This window comes from uncultured Jannaschia sp. (assembly GCF_947494025.1).
Taxonomy (GTDB): Bacteria; Pseudomonadota; Alphaproteobacteria; order Rhodobacterales; family Rhodobacteraceae; genus Jannaschia.
Genome location: NZ_CANLTQ010000002.1, coordinates 344,869 through 361,922, shown reverse-complemented (window position 1 = coordinate 361,922; position 17,054 = coordinate 344,869). Strand labels below are relative to the sequence as shown.

Sequence of the window (17,054 nt, the reverse complement as noted above, 5' to 3'; positions counted from 1 at the left end):
GAAGAACGGACTCAGTCCCGACCGCGATAGGGCTCGACATATTGCAGCGCCATGTCCCAGGGGAAGAAGATCCAGGTATCCTGGCTTACCCCGGTAATGAAGGTGTCGACCATCGGCTCGCCCTTGGGTTTGGCATAGACGGTGGCGAAATGGGCCTTCGGGTAGAGCGCGCGCACGACCTCCAGCGTCTTGCCGGAATCCACGAGGTCGTCGATCACGAGGATGCCGGTGCCGTCGCCCATCATTTCCGGGTCGGGCCTGGAGAGGACCTGTGCGGCGCCTTGGGTCTGATGATCGTAGGACTTCACCGAGATCGTATCGACGGTACGGATGCCGAGCTCGCGCGCCACGATCATCGCGGGCGCCATGCCGCCGCGCGTGATCGCCACGATGGCCCGCCAGCCGCCTTCGTCCGGGCCACGCCCATCGAGGCGCCAGGCCAGCGCGCGGCTGTCGCGGTGAATCTGGTCCCAGCTGATGTGAAAGCCTTTTTCGTGGGGAAGCGGGTGCGGATCGGGCATGGGAACCTCTTACGGGATGGCGAAACGGAGGCCGAGCGCCCCGAGCGCGAGGCCGAGGCCCCGGTCGAGGACCGTCTTGAGCCGGCCATAGGCCGCGCGGGCGCGGGGCAGGGAAAAGACACGGGCGACGACGACGTACCACGCCGCCTCGACCCAGAGGATGTTCAAGAGGATGACGGCCTTCTCCCAGACGAGCGCCGTCGCGGGGACGAGGCCGACGAAGACCGCGCCGAAGAAGATCGCGGGCTTCGGGTTGGCGAGCATGGCGAGAAGCCCGAGCCGGATCGCCGAGCCGAGGCCGCGTGGCGCGGCGGCAGGGTCGATCGCCGGCAGGGGATCGGGCGCATGTAGCCACATGCGGAGGGCGAGATAGACGAGGAACAGGCCGCCCGCGACCTTCATCGCGGTAAAGAGAACCGGCAGCGTCTCGAACAGGAGTGACAGGCCGAGAAGTGCCGCAGCGGCCCAGACGAAGGCACCGATGCCGAACCCGAGCGCGAGGCCGAGTGCCGGCCGGTATCCCTCGGCCGCGGCCGTTCGCACCGCGAGGACGAAGGCCTGGCCGGGCGAGATCGCCGCTGCGAGGTGGATCGCGGCGACGCCGAGAAAGGCAAGCGGACTCACGGCGACACCAGAAGCCTGAGGCCGAGACCGCCCAGGACGATCCCCATCGCGCGCATCAGAAGCGGTTTCGCCGCCAGGTAGCGGTCGCGGATCGCATCCCGCGACACGAGCGTCGCGAGGGTCGAATAGACCGCGATCTCGAGCGCGATGTGGTCGAGCGTGACGAGGAGCATCGTGACGCCGCTCAGGTTCGGCGGAAAGATCACGAGGAGGACGCCGACGGAAAAGATGATCGATTTCGGATTGCCGAGATTGAGCAGAAACCCCCGCAGGAACGCACGACGCGGCGAGGCGGGCGGCGCATCGGCGACGGGCCGGGCCGCGCCCAGCCAGGTCTGGACGGCAAAGGCGATCACGAGGAGACCGCCGCCGATCTTCATCATCGTGTATACGACGGGATAAGCCTCGAAGACCGCCTCCAGCCCGAGCAGCGCCGCGAAGGTCCAGAGACCGGCCATGACCGCGAGCCCGATCCCGGTCAGTACGCCTTCGCGCGGGCCGCCCCGCAGCGAGGCCTGCAAACAGACGAGAAAGGCCGGGCCGGGCGCCGCGACCGCAAGAAAGAGGGCCGCATTGAAGGCGAGCAGGTGGCCGGCGGTCAGCCCATCCATCAGCCCTTCTGCACCGCCGGTCCCGTGGCCTCGCCATCGGCCGGGCGCCTCTCCAGCGTGATATCGGGGGCGTCCACGTTCTTCATGCCGACGACGTGATAGCCTGCGTCAACATGGTGCACCGTCCCCGTGACCGCCGAGGACAGGTCGGACAGGAGATACATTGCCGATTGGCCGACCTCGTCGATGGTCACGGTGCGGCGCAGGGGCGAATTGTACTCGTTCCACTTCATGATGTAGCGGAAGTCGCCGATGCCCGAGGCGGCGAGCGTCTTGATCGTCCCCGCCGAGATCGCATTCACGCGGATACCGTCGCGGCCCAGATCCTCGGCGAGATACTGCACCGAGCATTCCAGCGCGGCCTTGGCGAGACCCATGACGTTGTAATGCGGCATGACCTTCTCGGCGCCGTAATAGGTCAGCGTCAGGGCCGATCCGCCGTTCCGCATCATCTTCTCCGCCCGCTGCAGCACGGCCGTGAAGGAATAGACCGAAATGTTCATGGTCTTGAGGAAGTTGTCGAGCGACGTGTCGAGATAGCGCCCGCGCAACTCGGACTTGTCGGAGAAGCCGATCGCGTGGACGATGAAATCGAAATTGTCCCAATGGGTGCCGAGTTCCGCGAACATCGCGTCGATGGAGGCGCCGTCGCCCACGTCGCAGGGAATGACGATCTCGCTCCCGAGCTGGTTCGCGAGGGGCGCGACGCGCTTCTTGAGCGCTTCGCCCTGATAGCTGAAGGCGAGGGCCGCGCCCTGCTCGGCGCAGGCCTTCGCGATGCCCCACGCGATGGATTTCTCGTTCGCGAGCCCCATGATGAGCCCGCGCTTGCCGTCCATGATCCCCACCGTCGTCCCCCGCTTCCACCTTGTCTCGGCCCCGGCAATAGGCGAAAGGCCCTGATGCGGCAAGGGAAGCGGGGCAGCGGGATGACGCCGAAGCGCGAAGGCATTTTCAAGGGAAGCGATCCGGTTGCCATCGCGGCGCGCTGGCTCGAGGAAGCCCGGGCGACGGAGCCGAACGACCCGAACGCCATCGCGCTGGCAACCGCGGATGCGGAGGGGATGCCGAATGTCCGCATGGTTCTACTGAAGGAGATCGAGCGCGACCCGGGGGCCTTCGTCTTCTACACGAATTTCGAGGGCGCGAAGGGCCGCGAGATCGAGGCGAGCGGCAAAGCGGCCTTCGTGATGCACTGGAAGTCCTTGCGGCGGCAGGTCCGCGTACGCGGCCCGGTGGAACGCGTCGCCGACGCGCAGGCGGACGCCTACTACCGGTCCCGCTCGCTGCAATCGCGGCTGGGCGCTTGGGCATCGCGGCAATCCCATCCGCTCGATAGCCGAGCCGCTCTGATGGCCGCGGTCGCAAAGGTCACGGCGACGAAGGGCGCGGACCCGGAACGGCCTCCGTTCTGGGGCGGGTTCCGCATCAAGCCTGTCGAGATCGAGCTCTGGGCCGACGGAGCGTTCCGCCTCCATGACCGTTTCCGGTTCTCGCGGTCCGCTCCCGACGAGGCAGGCTGGGACGTCGCCAGGCTCAATCCCTGACGGGCGATGGGGCCGGATCGGGTTTCGGCCGGATCCTGCCGCCCGTCGTAACGTTACGTTGAAGGTATCCATCGTGGCCCTCCAACGCCTTGATCCGGGAACCGCCACCTATACATTTTTGCAAACACGAAAAAAACAAAACAGACGTAAAAATGATGAGCAGTAAGATTGTTGATGTGCCGGTCGAGGACCGTGTTTTGGCGCCCGTGATCGAAGGTGAGGTCAAGTGGTTCGACGCGCAACGGGGCTTCGGCTTCGTCGTGTCGGACGCGGTTGAGCAGGACGTGTTGCTCCACGTCAACGTTCTGCGCAATTTCGGGCAATCCTCGGTGAGTGACGGGTCGCATATCCGCCTGACCTATCAGGCGGGCGACCGGGGCCTTCAGGCGGTCGAAGTCCTGTCGATCGAGGCGCCGGACCGGGAAGGCGGTGCGGGACCGGAATACCTCCAGCCGATCCCCGATGACGTGCCCTACCTGCCGGCCCGGGTGAAGTGGTTCGACCGGGCGAAGGGTTTCGGTTTCGCGAATGTCTTCGGCACGCACGATGACATCTTCGTTCACATGGAGGTCTTGCGGCGCTTCGGTCTTGCGGACCTCGCACCCGGGGAGGCAATCTGCATCCGTGCGCTGGATGGTGCGCGGGGACGATTGGCCGTCGAGGTGCGCAGATGGGAATACTACACCGCCTGAAGACGGGCGCGTTCGGGATCGCCGTCGCGCTCGCCGCGTTTCCGGCCTCCGCGCAGAGCTGCAACGAGAACGCGGTCGATCTGCGCGGCGATTTCGGCAAGGTTCGCTTCCGGATCGAGCTTGCGCGCACCCCCGAGGAACAGGCGCAGGGCCTCATGTTTCGTGAGGAAATGGCGCAACTGGCCGGCATGCTCTTCGTCTACCCGTCCGAGCGCGACGTCTCCTTCTGGATGCGGAACACGCTGATCCCGCTCGACATGATCTTCATCGATGCGGAAGGGCGGGTCGTGCGGGTCCATGAGAACGCTGTGCCGCTCGACGAAACGGCCATCCCTGCGGGCGCGCAGACGCTCGCAGTGCTGGAGATCAACGGCGGCATGGCCGCCCGGCTCGGGATCGACGCGGGCGACGAGGTGCGCAGCCCCGCGCTTCCGCAGGATACGGCCGCGTGGGCCTGCGAGTAGGCCTTTCCCCGCCCGCTCTGCGCTGCTAGAGCGCGGATGTCGGGGCGTGGCGCAGTCTGGTAGCGCACCTGTTTTGGGTACAGGGGGTCGTGAGTTCGAATCTCGCCGCCCCGACCATCGCGAGAGTTAAGGGGTCAGTCGCCGTCCGGTTCGACTTCACGGTGACCTCCTCGGCAATCTCCATGATCTTCACGTGCTGATGACGATCACCCTCGCCAGGTATGCGATCAGGGCTATGCCGAGGACGAGCCAGAGAATGGCCGTTGCTTCGATCATCCTGCCATTCCGTGTCGTGATCCTGATGATGCAGATGGGCCACGGTCGCGGGAAACCGAGCTGCCGGGACAATCCGTAGCGGCGGGGCGTCGAATGTCTGCCGGCCGATGTTGCATCCGGAAGGCAGCGACGACTTATCCACAGAAAATCTCCGGGCTGTGTAGAAGACCGTGGACAGGCCGGGGCACGGGGAAAACCGGTGAGCAAGACGCGGTCGGGCCATGCCACGTTGCCGATCCCGATACCTCACAGGCTGTGGATCCTGTGGATCGTTTTTCTCGAGGCGGTGCAGAGGCGCGATCAGCCGTTCACCATTCGATTTCATTAACCCTCGAATCCTTGACGATGGATTTACGTGCCCTCTAATTTGCGATCTTAGCGACGCACGGCACTAGATATGGTGGTGTCGTCGGTGGGACGATGGATCACGGAACGGTTCGGCATGCCCTGGTCGGTGTGCGGTCGCGGTGCGCTCCGGCGCCGGGCTTCCGACGGATTTCGCCGATCCGCAACCAGACAGATCAGGAGGCGGCCATGCGGCTCGAGCGGAAATTCACGGAAAGCGGACAGGACGCCTACGCGGCGCTGACCTTCACGACCACGACCAGCGAGATCCGCAATCCCGATGGCCGCGCCGTCTTCAAGCTCGATGCCGTCGAAGTGCCGAAGGGCTGGAGCCAGGTCGCCTCCGACGTGATCGCGCAGAAGTATTTCCGCAAGGCCGGCGTCGCCGCGCGGCTGAGGCGCGTGCCGGAGAAGGATGTGCCCGAGTTCCTGTGGCGCTCCGTCCCCGACGAGAAGGCGTTGGCCGAACTGCCCGAGGCCGAGCGCTTCGGCGGAGAGACCTCCTCGAAGCAGGTCTTCGACCGGCTGGCCGGGGCCTGGGCCTATTGGGGCTGGAAGGGCGGCTACTTCTCGAGCGAGGAGGACGCGCGCACCTATTTCGACGAGATGCGCGCGATGCTCGCCCGTCAGATGGCCGCGCCGAACTCGCCGCAATGGTTCAACACCGGTTTGCATTGGGCCTACGGCATCGACGGCCCGGCGCAGGGGCACCATTACGTCGATCCGCAGACCGGCAAGCTGGTTCGCTCGAAATCGTCCTATGAGCATCCGCAGCCGCATGCCTGCTTCATCCAGTCCGTTTCCGACGACCTCGTCAACGACGGCGGGATCATGGACCTCTGGGTTCGCGAGGCGCGGCTCTTCAAGTACGGCTCCGGCACAGGGACCAACTTCTCGAGCTTGCGGGCCGAGGGCGAGGCGCTGTCCGGCGGCGGCAAGTCTTCCGGCCTGATGGGCTTCCTCCGGATCGGCGACCGTGCGGCGGGGGCGATCAAGTCGGGCGGCACCACGCGGCGGGCGGCCAAGATGGTCATCGTCGACATGGACCATCCCGACATCGAGGCCTTCATCGAGTGGAAGGTGATCGAGGAGCAGAAGGTCGCGGCCCTCGTCGCCGGGTCCAAGGCGCATCAGGCGCAGCTCACGAAGGTCATGCAGGCGGTCCGTGCCTGGGACGGCGCGCTGGAGGACGCGACCGATCCGACCGTCAACGAGGCGCTCAAATCGGTCATCCGCTCGGCGAAGAAGCAGATGATTCCAGAGGCCTACATCATGCGTGTCCTGCAATACGCCGCGCAGGGCTACGACAGCATCGAGTTCCCGGTCTACGACACCGACTGGGACAGCGAGGCCTACAACACCGTCTCGGGCCAGAACTCCAACAACTCGGTGCGGGTGACGAACGGCTTCCTTTACGCCGTCGAGAAGGACGCCGACTGGGAGCTGACGAACCGCACGGACGGCCGCGTCGCGCGGACGGTCAAGGCGCGCGCGCTCTGGGACAAGGTGGGCCACGCCGCCTGGGCCTGCGCCGATCCGGGCATCCAGTTCCACGACACCGTAAACGACTGGCATACCTGCCCGGAGGATGGGCCGATCCGCGGCTCGAACCCGTGCTCGGAATACATGTTCCTCGACGACACGGCCTGCAATCTGGCCTCGCTGAACCTTCTGAAGTTCCTGCGCGACGACGGCGCTTTCGATCATGAGGGCTATGTCCATGCCTGCCGGTTCTGGACGATCACGCTCGAAATTTCGGTGGCGATGGCGCAGTTCCCGTCGAAGGAGATCGCGCAGCGCAGCTACGATTTCCGCACGCTGGGTCTGGGCTACGCCAATATCGGCGGGCTTCTGATGAACATGGGGCTGGGCTACGATTCCCGTGAGGGCCGGGCACTCTGCGGGGCGCTGACGGCGGTGATGACCGGCACGTCCTACGCGACCTCGGCGGAGATGGCGGGCGAGCTCGGACCGTTCCCCGGCTATCCGAAGAACGCCGATCACATGCTGCGGGTGATGCGCAATCACCGCAACGCCGCGCAGGGGCGGACCGAGGGCTACGAGTCGCTCGCCGTGAACCCGGTCGCGCTCGACATCGCGGGCTGCCCCGACGGACGGCTGACGGAACTGGCCGCCGCGATCTGGGACGACGTGGTGGCGCGGGGCGAGGTCAGCGGCTTCCGCAACGCACAGGCGACCGTGATCGCGCCCACGGGCACGATCGGGCTCGTCATGGATTGCGACACAACGGGGATCGAGCCGGATTTTGCGCTGGTGAAATTCAAGAAGCTGGCCGGCGGCGGCTACTTCAAGATCATCAACCAGTCGGTGCCCGCGGCACTTCGCAAGCTCGGCTATGGCGAAGCGCAGATCGGCGAGATCATCGGCTACGCCGTGGGCCACGCCTCCCTGGGCAACGCGCCCGGCATCAACCACACGGCGCTGATCGGCCACGGTTTCGGCAAGGCCGAGCTCGACAAGATCGAGGCCGCGCTGCCCTCGGCCTTCGACATCCGCTTCGTGTTCAATCAGTGGACGCTGGGCGAGCGGTTCTGCACGGAGACGCTGGGCATTCCGGCGGCGAAGCTGAACGATCCGACCTTCGACCTGCTGCGACATCTGGGCTTCTCGAAGAAGGAGATCGAGGCGGCGAACGACCATGTCTGCGGGACCATGACGCTGGAAGGCGCGCCGGGTCTCAAGCCCGGACACCTGTCCATCTTCGACTGCGCCAATCCCTGCGGCAAGAAGGGCAAGCGCTTCCTGTCGGTCGAAAGCCATATCCACATGATGGCCGCCGCGCAGAGCTTCATCTCGGGCGCGATCTCCAAGACGATCAACATGCCCAACGCGGCCACGATCGAGGATTGCAAGGCCGCCTACGAGCTTTCCTGGTCGCTCGGCGTGAAGGCCAACGCGCTCTACCGCGACGGCTCGAAGCTCAGCCAGCCGCTTGCCGCGTCGCTCGTCGAGGATGACGACGACGCCGCGGAGGTGCTGGAAAGCGGCTCGCCCGCCGCGAAAGCGCAGGTTCTGGCCGAGAAGGTGATCGAGAAGATCGTCGTCAAGGAAGTCGTCCGCAGCCACCGCGAGAAGATGCCGGAACGCCGCAAGGGCTACACGCAGAAGGCGGTGGTCGGCGGCCACAAGGTCTATCTGCGGACCGGCGAGTATGCCGACGGCAATCTCGGCGAAATCTTCATCGACATGCACAAGGAAGGCGCGGGCTTCCGGGCGATGATGAACAACTTCGCCATCGCCGTGTCGGTGGGCCTGCAATACGGCGTGCCGCTCGAGGAATTCGTCGATGCCTTCACCTTCACCAAGTTCGAGCCCGCGGGCATGGTGCAGGGCAACGACTCGATCAAGAACGCGACCTCGGTGCTCGACTACATCTTCCGCGAGCTCGCCGTCAGCTATCTCGACCGGGAGGACTTGGCGCATGTGAAGCCGCAGGGGACGACCTTCGACTCCATCGGCGAGGCGGAGGCGGCCAGGGGCGAGGATGGCAATGTCGCCCCGGTCGAGCGTTCGGCGGCGTCGAAGTCGCTGGAGGTCATCAAGTCGGTCACCTCTTCGGGCTATCTTCGCAAGCGGCTGCCGAGCGACCTTGTCGCCCTCCGCGGCGGGGCCGACCGCGTTGCGGCGGAGCTCGCGCGGGGCCGGGGCGACACGATGACGGTCGCGCAATCCGAGACGTCGACCGTCGCCATGACGACGAGCCTCGACCCGCGGGCCAAGGCCAAGATGCAGGGCTACGAGGGCGAGGCCTGCGGCGAATGCGGCAACTACACGCTGGTCCGCAACGGCACCTGCATGAAGTGCAACACCTGCGGCGGGACGTCGGGATGTAGCTGAGGGACGCGGCTGAGGCGTGACGGGATACCGTCACGCCTGCCTTTCAGCACGTCGGCTACGAAGAAGTCGGAACGGTCGGGCGCTGCCGGAATGCCGGCACCACGCCCCCGCACCAACCTGTCAGTCTTTTCCTCCGAACACAGCGACGGCCGTGGCGCGGCCGTCGGCGCGCGTCGCGGCGGCGAAGCCGAAATAGCCGGCGCGCGTGTCGCCGAGCGACGCCTTGCCGTCGGCCGAGGCCCAATTATCGACGAAGACAACGACGTCTTCGGATGAAAGGGACGATCCCAGGCCGCCGCGGCTCCCGCTGAGGACCGAAAGGCTGGTCCAGCCCGTCGCGTCCTCGGGCAAAAGGCCGAATAGATCGTCGGGGAGCCCGCCCTCCGACGTCATGTCATCCCGTATCCGTTCCGCGACCGTGTCGAGCGCCGCACTCCCCTCCAGCGGCGAAAGATCACGATCCGCACGCCGGGCGTTCACGGCATCGAGGGCGGCGGCGCGGGTCCCTTCGTCGTCCAGCGCCGTGCCATCGCCGTCCGACCCGGCGCCCGAGAACGTTTGTACGGCATAAATCTCGTCGCCCCCGCCGGAGATGCCGAACCCGAACCGGTCGAATCCTTCGGCGAGAATGTTCTCGCGATGCCCGGGACTCTGCATCCAACCGGTCTGGAACGCCTCGACGCGTTCTTGGTCGGGCGGCGGTGTGCAGCCGGAACACATGGCGATGTTCTCGCCGCTGAGCGACCAGCGGCTCCCGCCGGTGGCGAGGAACCGGTCGCGCGGCGTCCGCCCGTCGGGTCCGACATGCGCATAGAAATCCCGCGCGACCATATCGGTCGCGTGGTTCTGCGCGGCCTCGTTCAGGCCGGCATCGGGACGGAGCGCGGAAAGTCCGGCCTCGTCCCGGGCGTCGTTGACCCGTTCGAGCGCGTGCCGCCGCATCTCGTCCAGTCGGTCCACCTCCTGCGCGGCGAGGGGCGGACCGAGGGCGCAGGACGCGATGGCGGCCAGACCGAGGGTGATAGCGCGGTGTCTCATGGACGATCTCTCCTTGCCGGCGTCGCTTGCTCCAAAGCGAACCTGGCGGGACGCGAGGGCGTTCCATCGCGCGAAAACACGCGCCCGCGCGTCAGAAGACCTCGCTGATCGGGTAGACGTGCACGAGGTAGAGATAAAAGAATGCCAGCGACAGCAGCAGGATGATCACGCCAAGAACCGGGGAGCTGACCTTCAGGCCGGTCTTGGACGCCTCGAGCGTGGTGGGCGTCAGATCCCGCCCCGTCCGCGCGGCGTGGAATTGCAGCCATGAGAAGTATAGCCCGACGAGCACGACCCCGATCACCACGAAGAAAAGAAGGCGCGACGAGCTGTGCTGCCAGGCGAAGACGGCCTGCCGGTGCGCGTATTGCTCGGTTCGATAAGCGTAGTAATCGTGCACGGCGACATCGATCGCTGCGAGGGTCGCATCGCTCGGCTCGAAGCCCAGGGGCAGGTCGGGAAAGATCAACTCGGGGTCAGCGCCGTCGGGGAGGACCTGCACCGGCTCATCGAAGATCTTCGTCAGCGCGCCGAACGGGTCGCTTTCGTTGTCTTGCGCAAGCACCGCGCCGGCGACAAGCATGACGAACATCGCAGCCAACAAGGCCCGGAGGATCGCGTCAATCACCGATCAGGATCCGGATGGCGCGAACATGGCGGTCGATCCGTGCGGGCTGGGGAACGCCGGCATGGAAAGCGCGATAGGCGGCGCGGTCGGCGGGCGGCAGGATTGCGTCGATGATGCCGAGCATGTTCGACTCCAGCGCGGCTGCCCAGGCGGTCCCGTTCGGAGGGAAGCCCGGGAAAGTCGGGGGCACGGCCTGGCTGCGAAGGGTGACGCTTTCGGACCCGTCGGCGAAGATCATTCCCGAGCCGGAGCCGTCGACCGCGGTCCAGGCGATCGTTCCATCGGGAAGAACCCGTTCGAAGCGACCTTCGACGAGCCGCGTGCTCTTGGACTCCCGCCCGCCCGGACTGGCGCTTCCGGTTTCCCCGCGCGGCGGGGCTCCGACCGCTTGGAGTTCGCGGACGCGCTGTTCGTAGCGTCGGTAGAGGCAGCGCGTGTCGGCCCGGCAATGGTCGCGCCAGCGCAACCATGCCAACTGGTCCGCCCGCAACTCGTCCGCGTCGCCGGCGGCTGACGCGCGCCGGAACAGGGAAGCCAAACGCGTGTCGAGCGCGGCCATGCCCGGATCCGTGCAGATGGCGTGTTCGCTCGGGGTCCCGGCCCGCGCGCAATCGAAGCTCGGATCGGCCCGAACGGGGCCGGCGCATAGCAAGATGCAAAAAAGCGCGGTTGCTTTGGAAGACATGAGACGAACGGAACTCATTACGCGACGGAACCATCGTAGCACGAACGGCCCCCATCCGGAACGACGGGAAACCCGACCTCGGGGTTCAGGCGAGCTTGCGTATGCGCAGCTGCGTGATCCGGTTGGCTTCCCGCGCCGCGACTTCGAAACGGAAGCCGTGGAAGCTGAAGACCTGACCCGTGGTCGGGATCGTCTGCGCCTCGTGGATCACCAGGCCCGCGACGGTGTTCGCCTCCTCGTCGGGCAGGCTCCAGTCGGTGGCGCGATTCAGGTCGCGGATCGTCATCTGGCCGTCGATCACGTAAGTTCCGTCCGCCTCGGGCTCGACCACCGGCGCGTCGGGCTGATCGTACTCATCGGTGATCTCGCCCACGATCTCCTCGAGGATGTCCTCAAGCGTGATAAGTCCCTGCAGGGCGCCGTACTCGTCGACGACCAGAGCGAAATGCGTGTGCCGCTTCAGGAACTCCCGCATCTGGTCGTCGAGCGTGGTGGTTTCGGGGATGAAGTAGGGCTTCATCATCACCTCGGTCACTCGCAGCTTCTTCACCGCATCGACGCCGCCGCCCTCGTGACGGACCATCCGGTCGATCGCCCGCAGGAGATCCTTGGAATGGAGGACCCCAATGATGTTCTCGGGCTCGTCACGGTAGACGGGCAGGCGGGTGTGGCGGCTTGCGAGGCACTGGTCGAGGATCTCGGCGGGCGCGCTTTCGACGTCGATCATCTCGATGCCGGAGCGGTGGAGCATGATCTCCTCCACGAAGCGCTCACCCAGATCGAGCGCGCCCAGAAGCCGGTCGCGATCCTCCTTCTCGACGCCGCCTTCGGTATGGCCGAGAGTGATCGCGCCCACGATCTCCTCGTGCGCGGACATGATGTTGGTGTTCGGATCGGCGTCGACACCGAAGAGGCGCAATACGCCGCGTACGAGCTTGCGGACCGCGAAGACGACCGGCGAAAAGACCTGGATGATGATCGAGATCGACGGCGCCACGAGGCTTGCCGCGCGTTCGGGGTTGGTGATCGCGTAGGTCTTCGGCAGCACCTCCGCAAAAATGAGCACGAGAAGCGTCATCACCAACGTCGCGATCGCCACGCCACCATCGCCGAACACCGTGGTGAAGAGCGCGGTGGCGAGCGAGGCGGCGAGGATGTTGACGATGTTGTTGCCAAGCAGGACCGAACCGATGAGGCGTTCGCTATCCTCCGTGACTTTCAACGCACGCGCGGCCGTGCTGCTGCCCTTGTCGGCCTGACTACGGAGTTTTCCCCGGCTCGCCGCGGTGAGCGCCGTCTCGGAGCCGGAGAAGAAGGCCGACATCGCGAGCAGCACGAGGATGGCCAGCGCCGTGCCGATGGTGGCGCCCCAGTTGAAGGTTTCGATCGATTGTTCCATTCGCGGGTTATGGGCGTGACGTCAGGACCCTTCAAGCGGATCCGGTCGGGCCAGCGGGTGATGGGTAAGCACCAATTCGCGCAGGCGGGTCTCGAGGACGTGGGTATAGATCTCGGTCGTCGAGATGTCGGCATGGCCCAGCATCGTCTGGATCGCGCGCAGATCCGCCCCGCCGGACAGAAGGTGCGTGGCAAAGGCATGGCGCAGGACGTGCGGGCTGACGCGGGCGGGGTCGAGCTCGGCATGGGCGGCGAGAAGCTTGAGACGGGAATGGAACCAGATTCGCGTGAAGTGCCCGGACCTGCCGCGCGACGGGAACAGGTGCGCGGAGGGCGGCGTGCCCTTCGCGGCGTGCCCCGCCGCCTCGTCCTCGTCGCGGCGGACGAGCCAGGCCGTCAGCGCCGCGCGGGCCGCGGGGGAAAGCGGGACCATGCGTTCCTTGCCCCCCTTGCCGCGCACGAGGAGCATTCGCGGATCGCCCCGGGCCGACGAGACCGGCAGGCCGACCAGCTCGCTCACCCGCATGCCGGTCGCGTAAAGCAGCTGCATCAGGCAGGTGTCGCGCAGGCGCTCCGTTTCCGTCCGGCCCATCTCCTCGGCCGCGTCGAGAAGCGCGTCCACCTCGGCCTCGCTCAGCGTCTTGGGCAGGCTCTTGGGCTTGGTGGGGCCGGTGACGCGGATCGCCGGGTCGTCCTGGCGCAGGCCCTCCTCATAGGCGAAACGGTAGAGCCCCCGGATGGCCGCCAGCCGTCGCGCCCGGGTCGAGGCGGCAAGCCCGGCCGCCTCGCAGGCAATGAGGTATCTCTCGATGTCGCCGCGCGTGGCGCTTTCGGGGTCGCGGCCTTTCACACGCAGATGGGCGAGGTAATCCGTAAGGTCGCGCCGATAGGCGAGGAGTGAGTTCAGCGCGGCCCCGCGTTCGGCGGCCTGCGCCTCGAGGAACATCTCGACCCAGTTCACAGGAGCAGCATCTGCAGGGCGATCCGTCGCGCAACGTCCTCCTGACCGACGGATCGAAGAAATGCGAGACCGCGCGCGACGTCCCGGGGGTCGGTCTCCGCGCCGGACGCGAGGGATTTCGCGACGCGCAGGAGCGCCTCGCCCAACCGCTTCTCCCCGGCAAGCCGCGCAAGATCCTCGGGAGCCGAGGCTGCAAAACCGTCCGCCACCGCGCGCGCCAGCGGGTCTTCGGGCGGATCGCCCGGGTGCGCGCCGCGCGCGATGGCCACGGCCATGCGGTCGCGCGGGTCCACCGGCTCGGCGGAGGCCGCGACCGCCGCATGAGCGGGCGACAGGAGTCCGACGCGAAGCGCTGCCTCCGCCGCCGCCCCTTGGACCGACAACCCGGCAAGCTGCGCGCCGAAGAGCGTCGCGAACGGCACCAGCAGGCCCGCCTCCGCCATCCGTTCGACCGCGTCCGGCAGCGCCGCGGCGACCGCGTCCGCGTCCTGTGCGAGCAGCGCCCGATCGAGCGCCTGCACCGCCGCGGCCCGATCCCAGACGCTGCCGGACGCGGCGGGGCGGCGTTCGGTATAAAGCGCCAGGAGCCGGTTCGGGTCGAGCGCCTGCGCCCGGACGAGCCGCTCCGCCGCCTCGATCTGCGCCTTCCAGCCCGTGGTCGTCCTGAGGTCGACCACCGCGAAAGCGAGAGGCAGCGGCTGCGTTGGCGGCGCCTCGCTGATCCCGTCGAGAAGGCGGAAAGCGAGCGGCGTCATCGGAACGGGCGCGGGGGGCGGCGGCAGGAGTTCCACGCCCTCGGGATCGAGGAACGCGGCAAGCAGCGCGTACTCTTCCTCCGACACGGCGCCGAGCGCCCGCCCGGTGTCGAGCGACAGCCACGCCGCCGCCCAGTCGCCGGTGCGCGAAAGGCAGAAGATGCGGGCCGGAAGCGTCGGCGCGACGCCCGGATTGGCGGTCATCGCATCGCAGGCCCGGGCATCGTAGCCCGTCAGAAGCGAGACGTCGAACCAGCGCCGGAACGCCTCCGAATCCGTGGCGCCCGCCCGTTCAAGAAGCGCCTGTGCCTGTTCCAGCGCTCCGAACCGCAGAAGTGCATCCACGCGCGCGAAGAAGAGCGTGTCGCCGTCGGTCGCGGCGACAGGCGGGTCGAGCTCGGCCAGAAGCAGCATCAGCACGAGGTCCTGCACCGCCGGCAACGCGTCCTGTGGCAGCTCGGCGATCAGTTCCGCCACGCGGTGCGGATCGGAACCCGCGAACGCATCGCGTGGCAGGCCGGTCGCGTTGGCGGGGAGGAGGCCCACCGCGTCGCGACGCGTGCCGGACAGCGGGGACGTGCTGATTTCCGTGCCCTCCAGCGGCGTCGCCTCGACCTCTGCCGGCGCGGCGTCCGGTGCGCGCAAACTGTCCGATAGCCACGGGATCGCGGAAGCCGGCGCGTCAGTCTGCGCCACCGCCGGCCCGCCGAGGACCAGAAAGGTCAGGAGCAGGACGTCAGCCCGCATCGATCTGGATCGTCTCGTTCACCGGCGCGGTGTCCGGTTCGAGGAGGTACGAATATCCCCAAAGCCCGAGCGTTCCGAGGATCAGGAGGATAAGGAGATACTTGAGGAACTGGAGCATGCTCGCCTTCAGCGTTATCGTTGCATCCATTGTGGCGGCCCGGGATATAGATGGCAATCGGCGCGGCAACAGCGCAGGGGGGAACAGTGCAGCACATGGGCAACAGGGTGCCGGGGATCGTGACGGCCGAACGGGGTTTGCGGCTGATGCGACCGGTCGTCCTCGTCGGCATGATGGGCTCGGGCAAGACCGCCGTCGGCACCGCCCTCGCCATGCGCCTGCGTGTGCCGTTCCGCGATACCGACGAGGAGATGGTCGCCGCGGCCCGCATGACCATCCCCGAAATCTTCGAGCGCGACGGCGAGGCGTTCTTTCGGCGGCGCGAGACGGAGGTGCTGCGACGGGTGCTGGCCGCGGGGCCGGGAATTCTCTCGACCGGCGGCGGCGCCTTCCTGCGGCCCGAGAACCGAGAAGCCATCCGACGTTTGGGCGTTTCGGTCTGGCTGCGCGCGGACGGGGAGCTTTTGTGGAGCCGCGTGCGCCACAAGACGACCCGTCCGTTGCTGATGACCGCGGACCCGAAGGCCACGCTCCTCGAGCTACTCGAGAGCCGCACGCCCGCCTATGCCGAGGCCGACCTGGCGGTAGAGAGCGACCCGGACGTCTCCATCGCCGGCATGACCGGGCGGGTCGTCGACACGCTGAAGCAAGCGGGGGTGCTGGCATGAGCGACGTCGTCCATGTCGATCTCGGCGCGCGTGCCTACGACGTGCATGTCGGCCGGGGGCTTCTTGCGCGGGCGGGCGACCTGATCGGACCGCATCTGCGACTCCGGCGCGTCTTCGTCCTCACGGAGGACCGGGTCGCGGCGCATCATCTCGACGCGTTCCGGGCCGGGTTGGGCGCGATCGAAGCGCCCGCCCTCGCGCTCGCGCCGGGAGAGGGGACCAAGGGCTGGGCGGGGCTGACGCAGGCGGTCGAATGGCTGCTCGACCAGCGCTGCGAGCGGGGCGACGTCGTCGTGGCGCTCGGCGGGGGCGTCATCGGGGATCTGGCAGGCTTCGCGGCCGCGATCTTGCGGCGCGGCGTGCGCTTCGTGCAGGTGCCGACAACGCTTCTGGCGCAGGTCGACAGCTCCGTCGGCGGCAAGACCGGGATCAATACGCGGCACGGCAAGAACCTCGTCGGCGCGTTCCACCAGCCCGTGCTCGTCCTGGCCGACGTGGATCTGCTCTCGACCCTGCCCGCGCGGGACTTTCGCGCGGGCTACGGCGAGGTCATGAAATACGGGCTTCTGGGAGATGCGGCGTTCTTCGAATGGCTCGAGGAACACGCGCCGAACCTGGAGACGGACGCGGCCCTAGGGGCCGAGGCGGTGCGCCGCTCGGTCGCGATGAAGGCCGATATCGTGCGGCGCGACGAGACAGAGCAGGGCGACCGCGCGCTTCTGAATCTCGGCCACACCTTCGGGCACGCGCTCGAGGCGGCGACGGGCTATTCCGACCGCCTCCTCCACGGCGAGGGCGTCGTGATCGGCTGCGCGCTGGCCTTCGACCTTTCGGCGCGACTCGGTCTCTGCGCGCAGGAATTGCCGGGCCGGGTGCGCGCACACCTGCACGCGATGGGCCTGCCGCGCGACCTGCGCGACATTCCCGGCGATCTTCCGGATGCGGCGACGCTGGTCGACCTGATGGGACAGGACAAGAAGGTCATCGACGGGCGGCTTCGCTTCATCCTCGCGCGGGGGATCGGCGCGGCTTTCGTCACCGACGCCGTGCCGCCGGACGTGGTGCGCGCCGTTCTGGACGCCTCTGCCTAAGCGGTTGCACTTCGGCGCCGCGCTGCG

At 67.2% G+C, this 17,054-nt stretch carries 17 protein-coding genes and 1 tRNA gene; 7 read left to right on the top strand and 11 right to left on the bottom strand.

The features are described from left to right. Positions 1–11: 11 nt before the first annotated feature. The 4 genes from gpt to fabI are packed head-to-tail and all read right to left on the bottom strand — an operon-like array spanning position 12 to position 2,595. The gene (gpt, locus tag Q1B08_RS05420) at positions 12–521 is read right to left on the bottom strand and encodes a xanthine phosphoribosyltransferase (protein WP_299815911.1); all 510 of its coding nucleotides are present in this window, start codon (positions 519–521) and stop codon (positions 12–14) included. Between the two features lie 9 nt (positions 522–530). Continuing rightward, positions 531–1,145, bottom strand: coding sequence for a LysE family transporter (locus Q1B08_RS05415; RefSeq protein ID WP_299815908.1), 615 nt, complete (start codon positions 1,143–1,145; stop codon positions 531–533). After that, the gene (locus tag Q1B08_RS05410) at positions 1,142–1,756 is read right to left on the bottom strand and encodes a LysE family translocator (RefSeq protein WP_299815905.1); all 615 of its coding nucleotides are present in this window, start codon (positions 1,754–1,756) and stop codon (positions 1,142–1,144) included. The genes Q1B08_RS05415 and Q1B08_RS05410 overlap by 4 nt, the downstream gene beginning before the upstream one ends. Next, complete coding sequence (gene fabI / locus Q1B08_RS05405) at positions 1,756–2,595, bottom strand: enoyl-ACP reductase FabI (RefSeq protein ID WP_299815901.1); 840 nt, start codon at positions 2,593–2,595, stop codon at positions 1,756–1,758. The genes Q1B08_RS05410 and fabI overlap by 1 nt, the downstream gene beginning before the upstream one ends. Positions 2,596–2,685: 90 nt before the next feature. Between fabI and pdxH the strand changes: the two genes are divergently transcribed. The 5 genes from pdxH to Q1B08_RS05380 all read left to right on the top strand — a co-directional run bounded on the left by pdxH (position 2,686) and on the right by Q1B08_RS05380 (position 8,938). Next, positions 2,686–3,303 (top strand): pyridoxamine 5'-phosphate oxidase, encoded by a 618-nt coding sequence (gene pdxH, locus Q1B08_RS05400; protein ID WP_299815897.1) that lies wholly within the window; start codon positions 2,686–2,688, stop codon positions 3,301–3,303. A gap of 155 nt (positions 3,304–3,458) precedes the next feature. Beyond that, positions 3,459–3,995 (top strand): cold shock protein, encoded by a 537-nt coding sequence (locus tag Q1B08_RS05395; protein ID WP_299815894.1) that lies wholly within the window; start codon positions 3,459–3,461, stop codon positions 3,993–3,995. Next, a complete protein-coding gene (locus Q1B08_RS05390) occupies positions 3,974–4,459 on the top strand; it encodes a DUF192 domain-containing protein (RefSeq protein ID WP_299815891.1) in 486 nt (161 codons plus the stop codon). Before Q1B08_RS05395 ends, Q1B08_RS05390 begins: the two co-directional genes overlap by 22 nt. A gap of 40 nt (positions 4,460–4,499) precedes the next feature. Continuing rightward, positions 4,500–4,576 (top strand) — tRNA-Pro (locus Q1B08_RS05385). A gap of 693 nt (positions 4,577–5,269) precedes the next feature. Continuing rightward, complete coding sequence (locus Q1B08_RS05380) at positions 5,270–8,938, top strand: vitamin B12-dependent ribonucleotide reductase (RefSeq protein ID WP_299815888.1); 3,669 nt, start codon at positions 5,270–5,272, stop codon at positions 8,936–8,938. A gap of 120 nt (positions 8,939–9,058) precedes the next feature. On the opposite strand, the gene Q1B08_RS05375 is transcribed toward Q1B08_RS05380, so the two are convergent. From Q1B08_RS05375 to Q1B08_RS05345, 7 genes are all read right to left on the bottom strand, one after another. After that, positions 9,059–9,976 carry a CAP domain-containing protein gene (locus Q1B08_RS05375; RefSeq protein ID WP_299815885.1) on the bottom strand — a complete coding sequence of 306 codons (918 nt, stop codon included), beginning with the start codon at positions 9,974–9,976 and terminating at the stop codon, positions 9,059–9,061. A 91-nt stretch (positions 9,977–10,067) separates the two neighbouring features. Continuing rightward, the gene (locus tag Q1B08_RS05370; RefSeq protein ID WP_299815882.1) at positions 10,068–10,604 is read right to left on the bottom strand and encodes a hypothetical protein; all 537 of its coding nucleotides are present in this window, start codon (positions 10,602–10,604) and stop codon (positions 10,068–10,070) included. Continuing rightward, positions 10,597–11,289: a lysozyme inhibitor LprI family protein gene (locus Q1B08_RS05365; protein WP_366139971.1), complete on the bottom strand. Its 693-nt coding sequence runs from the start codon at positions 11,287–11,289 to the stop codon at positions 10,597–10,599. Before Q1B08_RS05365 ends, Q1B08_RS05370 begins: the two co-directional genes overlap by 8 nt. Before the next feature lie 85 nt (positions 11,290–11,374). Next, entirely contained in the window at positions 11,375–12,688 is a 1,314-nt protein-coding gene (locus Q1B08_RS05360) for an HlyC/CorC family transporter (RefSeq protein ID WP_299815876.1), read from the bottom strand. Between the two features lie 21 nt (positions 12,689–12,709). Further along, positions 12,710–13,633, bottom strand: a complete 924-nt coding sequence (locus Q1B08_RS05355; protein WP_299816355.1) for a site-specific tyrosine recombinase XerD — start codon at positions 13,631–13,633, stop codon at positions 12,710–12,712. A gap of 11 nt (positions 13,634–13,644) precedes the next feature. After that, the gene (locus Q1B08_RS05350) at positions 13,645–15,150 is read right to left on the bottom strand and encodes a hypothetical protein (RefSeq protein WP_299815873.1); all 1,506 of its coding nucleotides are present in this window, start codon (positions 15,148–15,150) and stop codon (positions 13,645–13,647) included. Beyond that, positions 15,140–15,268, bottom strand: coding sequence for a hypothetical protein (locus Q1B08_RS05345; RefSeq protein ID WP_299815870.1), 129 nt, complete (start codon positions 15,266–15,268; stop codon positions 15,140–15,142). Before Q1B08_RS05345 ends, Q1B08_RS05350 begins: the two co-directional genes overlap by 11 nt. A gap of 95 nt (positions 15,269–15,363) precedes the next feature. Between Q1B08_RS05345 and Q1B08_RS05340 the strand changes: the two genes are divergently transcribed. Beyond that, positions 15,364–15,936, top strand: coding sequence for a shikimate kinase (locus Q1B08_RS05340; RefSeq protein WP_299816353.1), 573 nt, complete (start codon positions 15,364–15,366; stop codon positions 15,934–15,936). Further along, the gene (gene aroB / locus Q1B08_RS05335) at positions 15,933–17,027 is read left to right on the top strand and encodes a 3-dehydroquinate synthase (protein WP_299815867.1); all 1,095 of its coding nucleotides are present in this window, start codon (positions 15,933–15,935) and stop codon (positions 17,025–17,027) included. Before Q1B08_RS05340 ends, aroB begins: the two co-directional genes overlap by 4 nt. Positions 17,028–17,054 lie beyond the last annotated feature (27 nt).

Bases quoted from the DNA above. Each gene is read 5' to 3' on its own strand.
- gpt (WP_299815911.1), bottom strand. From the start codon at position 521: ATGCCCGATCCGCACCCGCTTCCCCACGAAAAAGGCTTTCACATCAGC.
- Q1B08_RS05410 (WP_299815905.1), bottom strand. From the start codon at position 1,756: ATGGATGGGCTGACCGCCGGCCACCTGCTCGCCTTCAATGCGGCCCTC.
- fabI (WP_299815901.1), bottom strand. From the start codon at position 2,595: ATGGACGGCAAGCGCGGGCTCATCATGGGGCTCGCGAACGAGAAATCC.
- pdxH (WP_299815897.1), top strand. From the start codon at position 2,686: ATGACGCCGAAGCGCGAAGGCATTTTCAAGGGAAGCGATCCGGTTGCC.
- Q1B08_RS05395 (WP_299815894.1), top strand. From the start codon at position 3,459: ATGAGCAGTAAGATTGTTGATGTGCCGGTCGAGGACCGTGTTTTGGCG.
- Q1B08_RS05390 (WP_299815891.1), top strand. From the start codon at position 3,974: ATGGGAATACTACACCGCCTGAAGACGGGCGCGTTCGGGATCGCCGTC.
- Q1B08_RS05380 (WP_299815888.1), top strand. From the start codon at position 5,270: ATGCGGCTCGAGCGGAAATTCACGGAAAGCGGACAGGACGCCTACGCG.
- Q1B08_RS05375 (WP_299815885.1), bottom strand. From the start codon at position 9,976: ATGAGACACCGCGCTATCACCCTCGGTCTGGCCGCCATCGCGTCCTGC.
- Q1B08_RS05365 (WP_366139971.1), bottom strand. From the start codon at position 11,289: ATGTCTTCCAAAGCAACCGCGCTTTTTTGCATCTTGCTATGCGCCGGC.
- Q1B08_RS05360 (WP_299815876.1), bottom strand. From the start codon at position 12,688: ATGGAACAATCGATCGAAACCTTCAACTGGGGCGCCACCATCGGCACG.
- Q1B08_RS05355 (WP_299816355.1), bottom strand. From the start codon at position 13,633: ATGTTCCTCGAGGCGCAGGCCGCCGAACGCGGGGCCGCGCTGAACTCA.
- Q1B08_RS05350 (WP_299815873.1), bottom strand. From the start codon at position 15,150: ATGCGGGCTGACGTCCTGCTCCTGACCTTTCTGGTCCTCGGCGGGCCG.
- Q1B08_RS05345 (WP_299815870.1), bottom strand. From the start codon at position 15,268: ATGCTCCAGTTCCTCAAGTATCTCCTTATCCTCCTGATCCTCGGAACG.
- Q1B08_RS05340 (WP_299816353.1), top strand. From the start codon at position 15,364: ATGGGCAACAGGGTGCCGGGGATCGTGACGGCCGAACGGGGTTTGCGG.
- aroB (WP_299815867.1), top strand. From the start codon at position 15,933: ATGAGCGACGTCGTCCATGTCGATCTCGGCGCGCGTGCCTACGACGTG.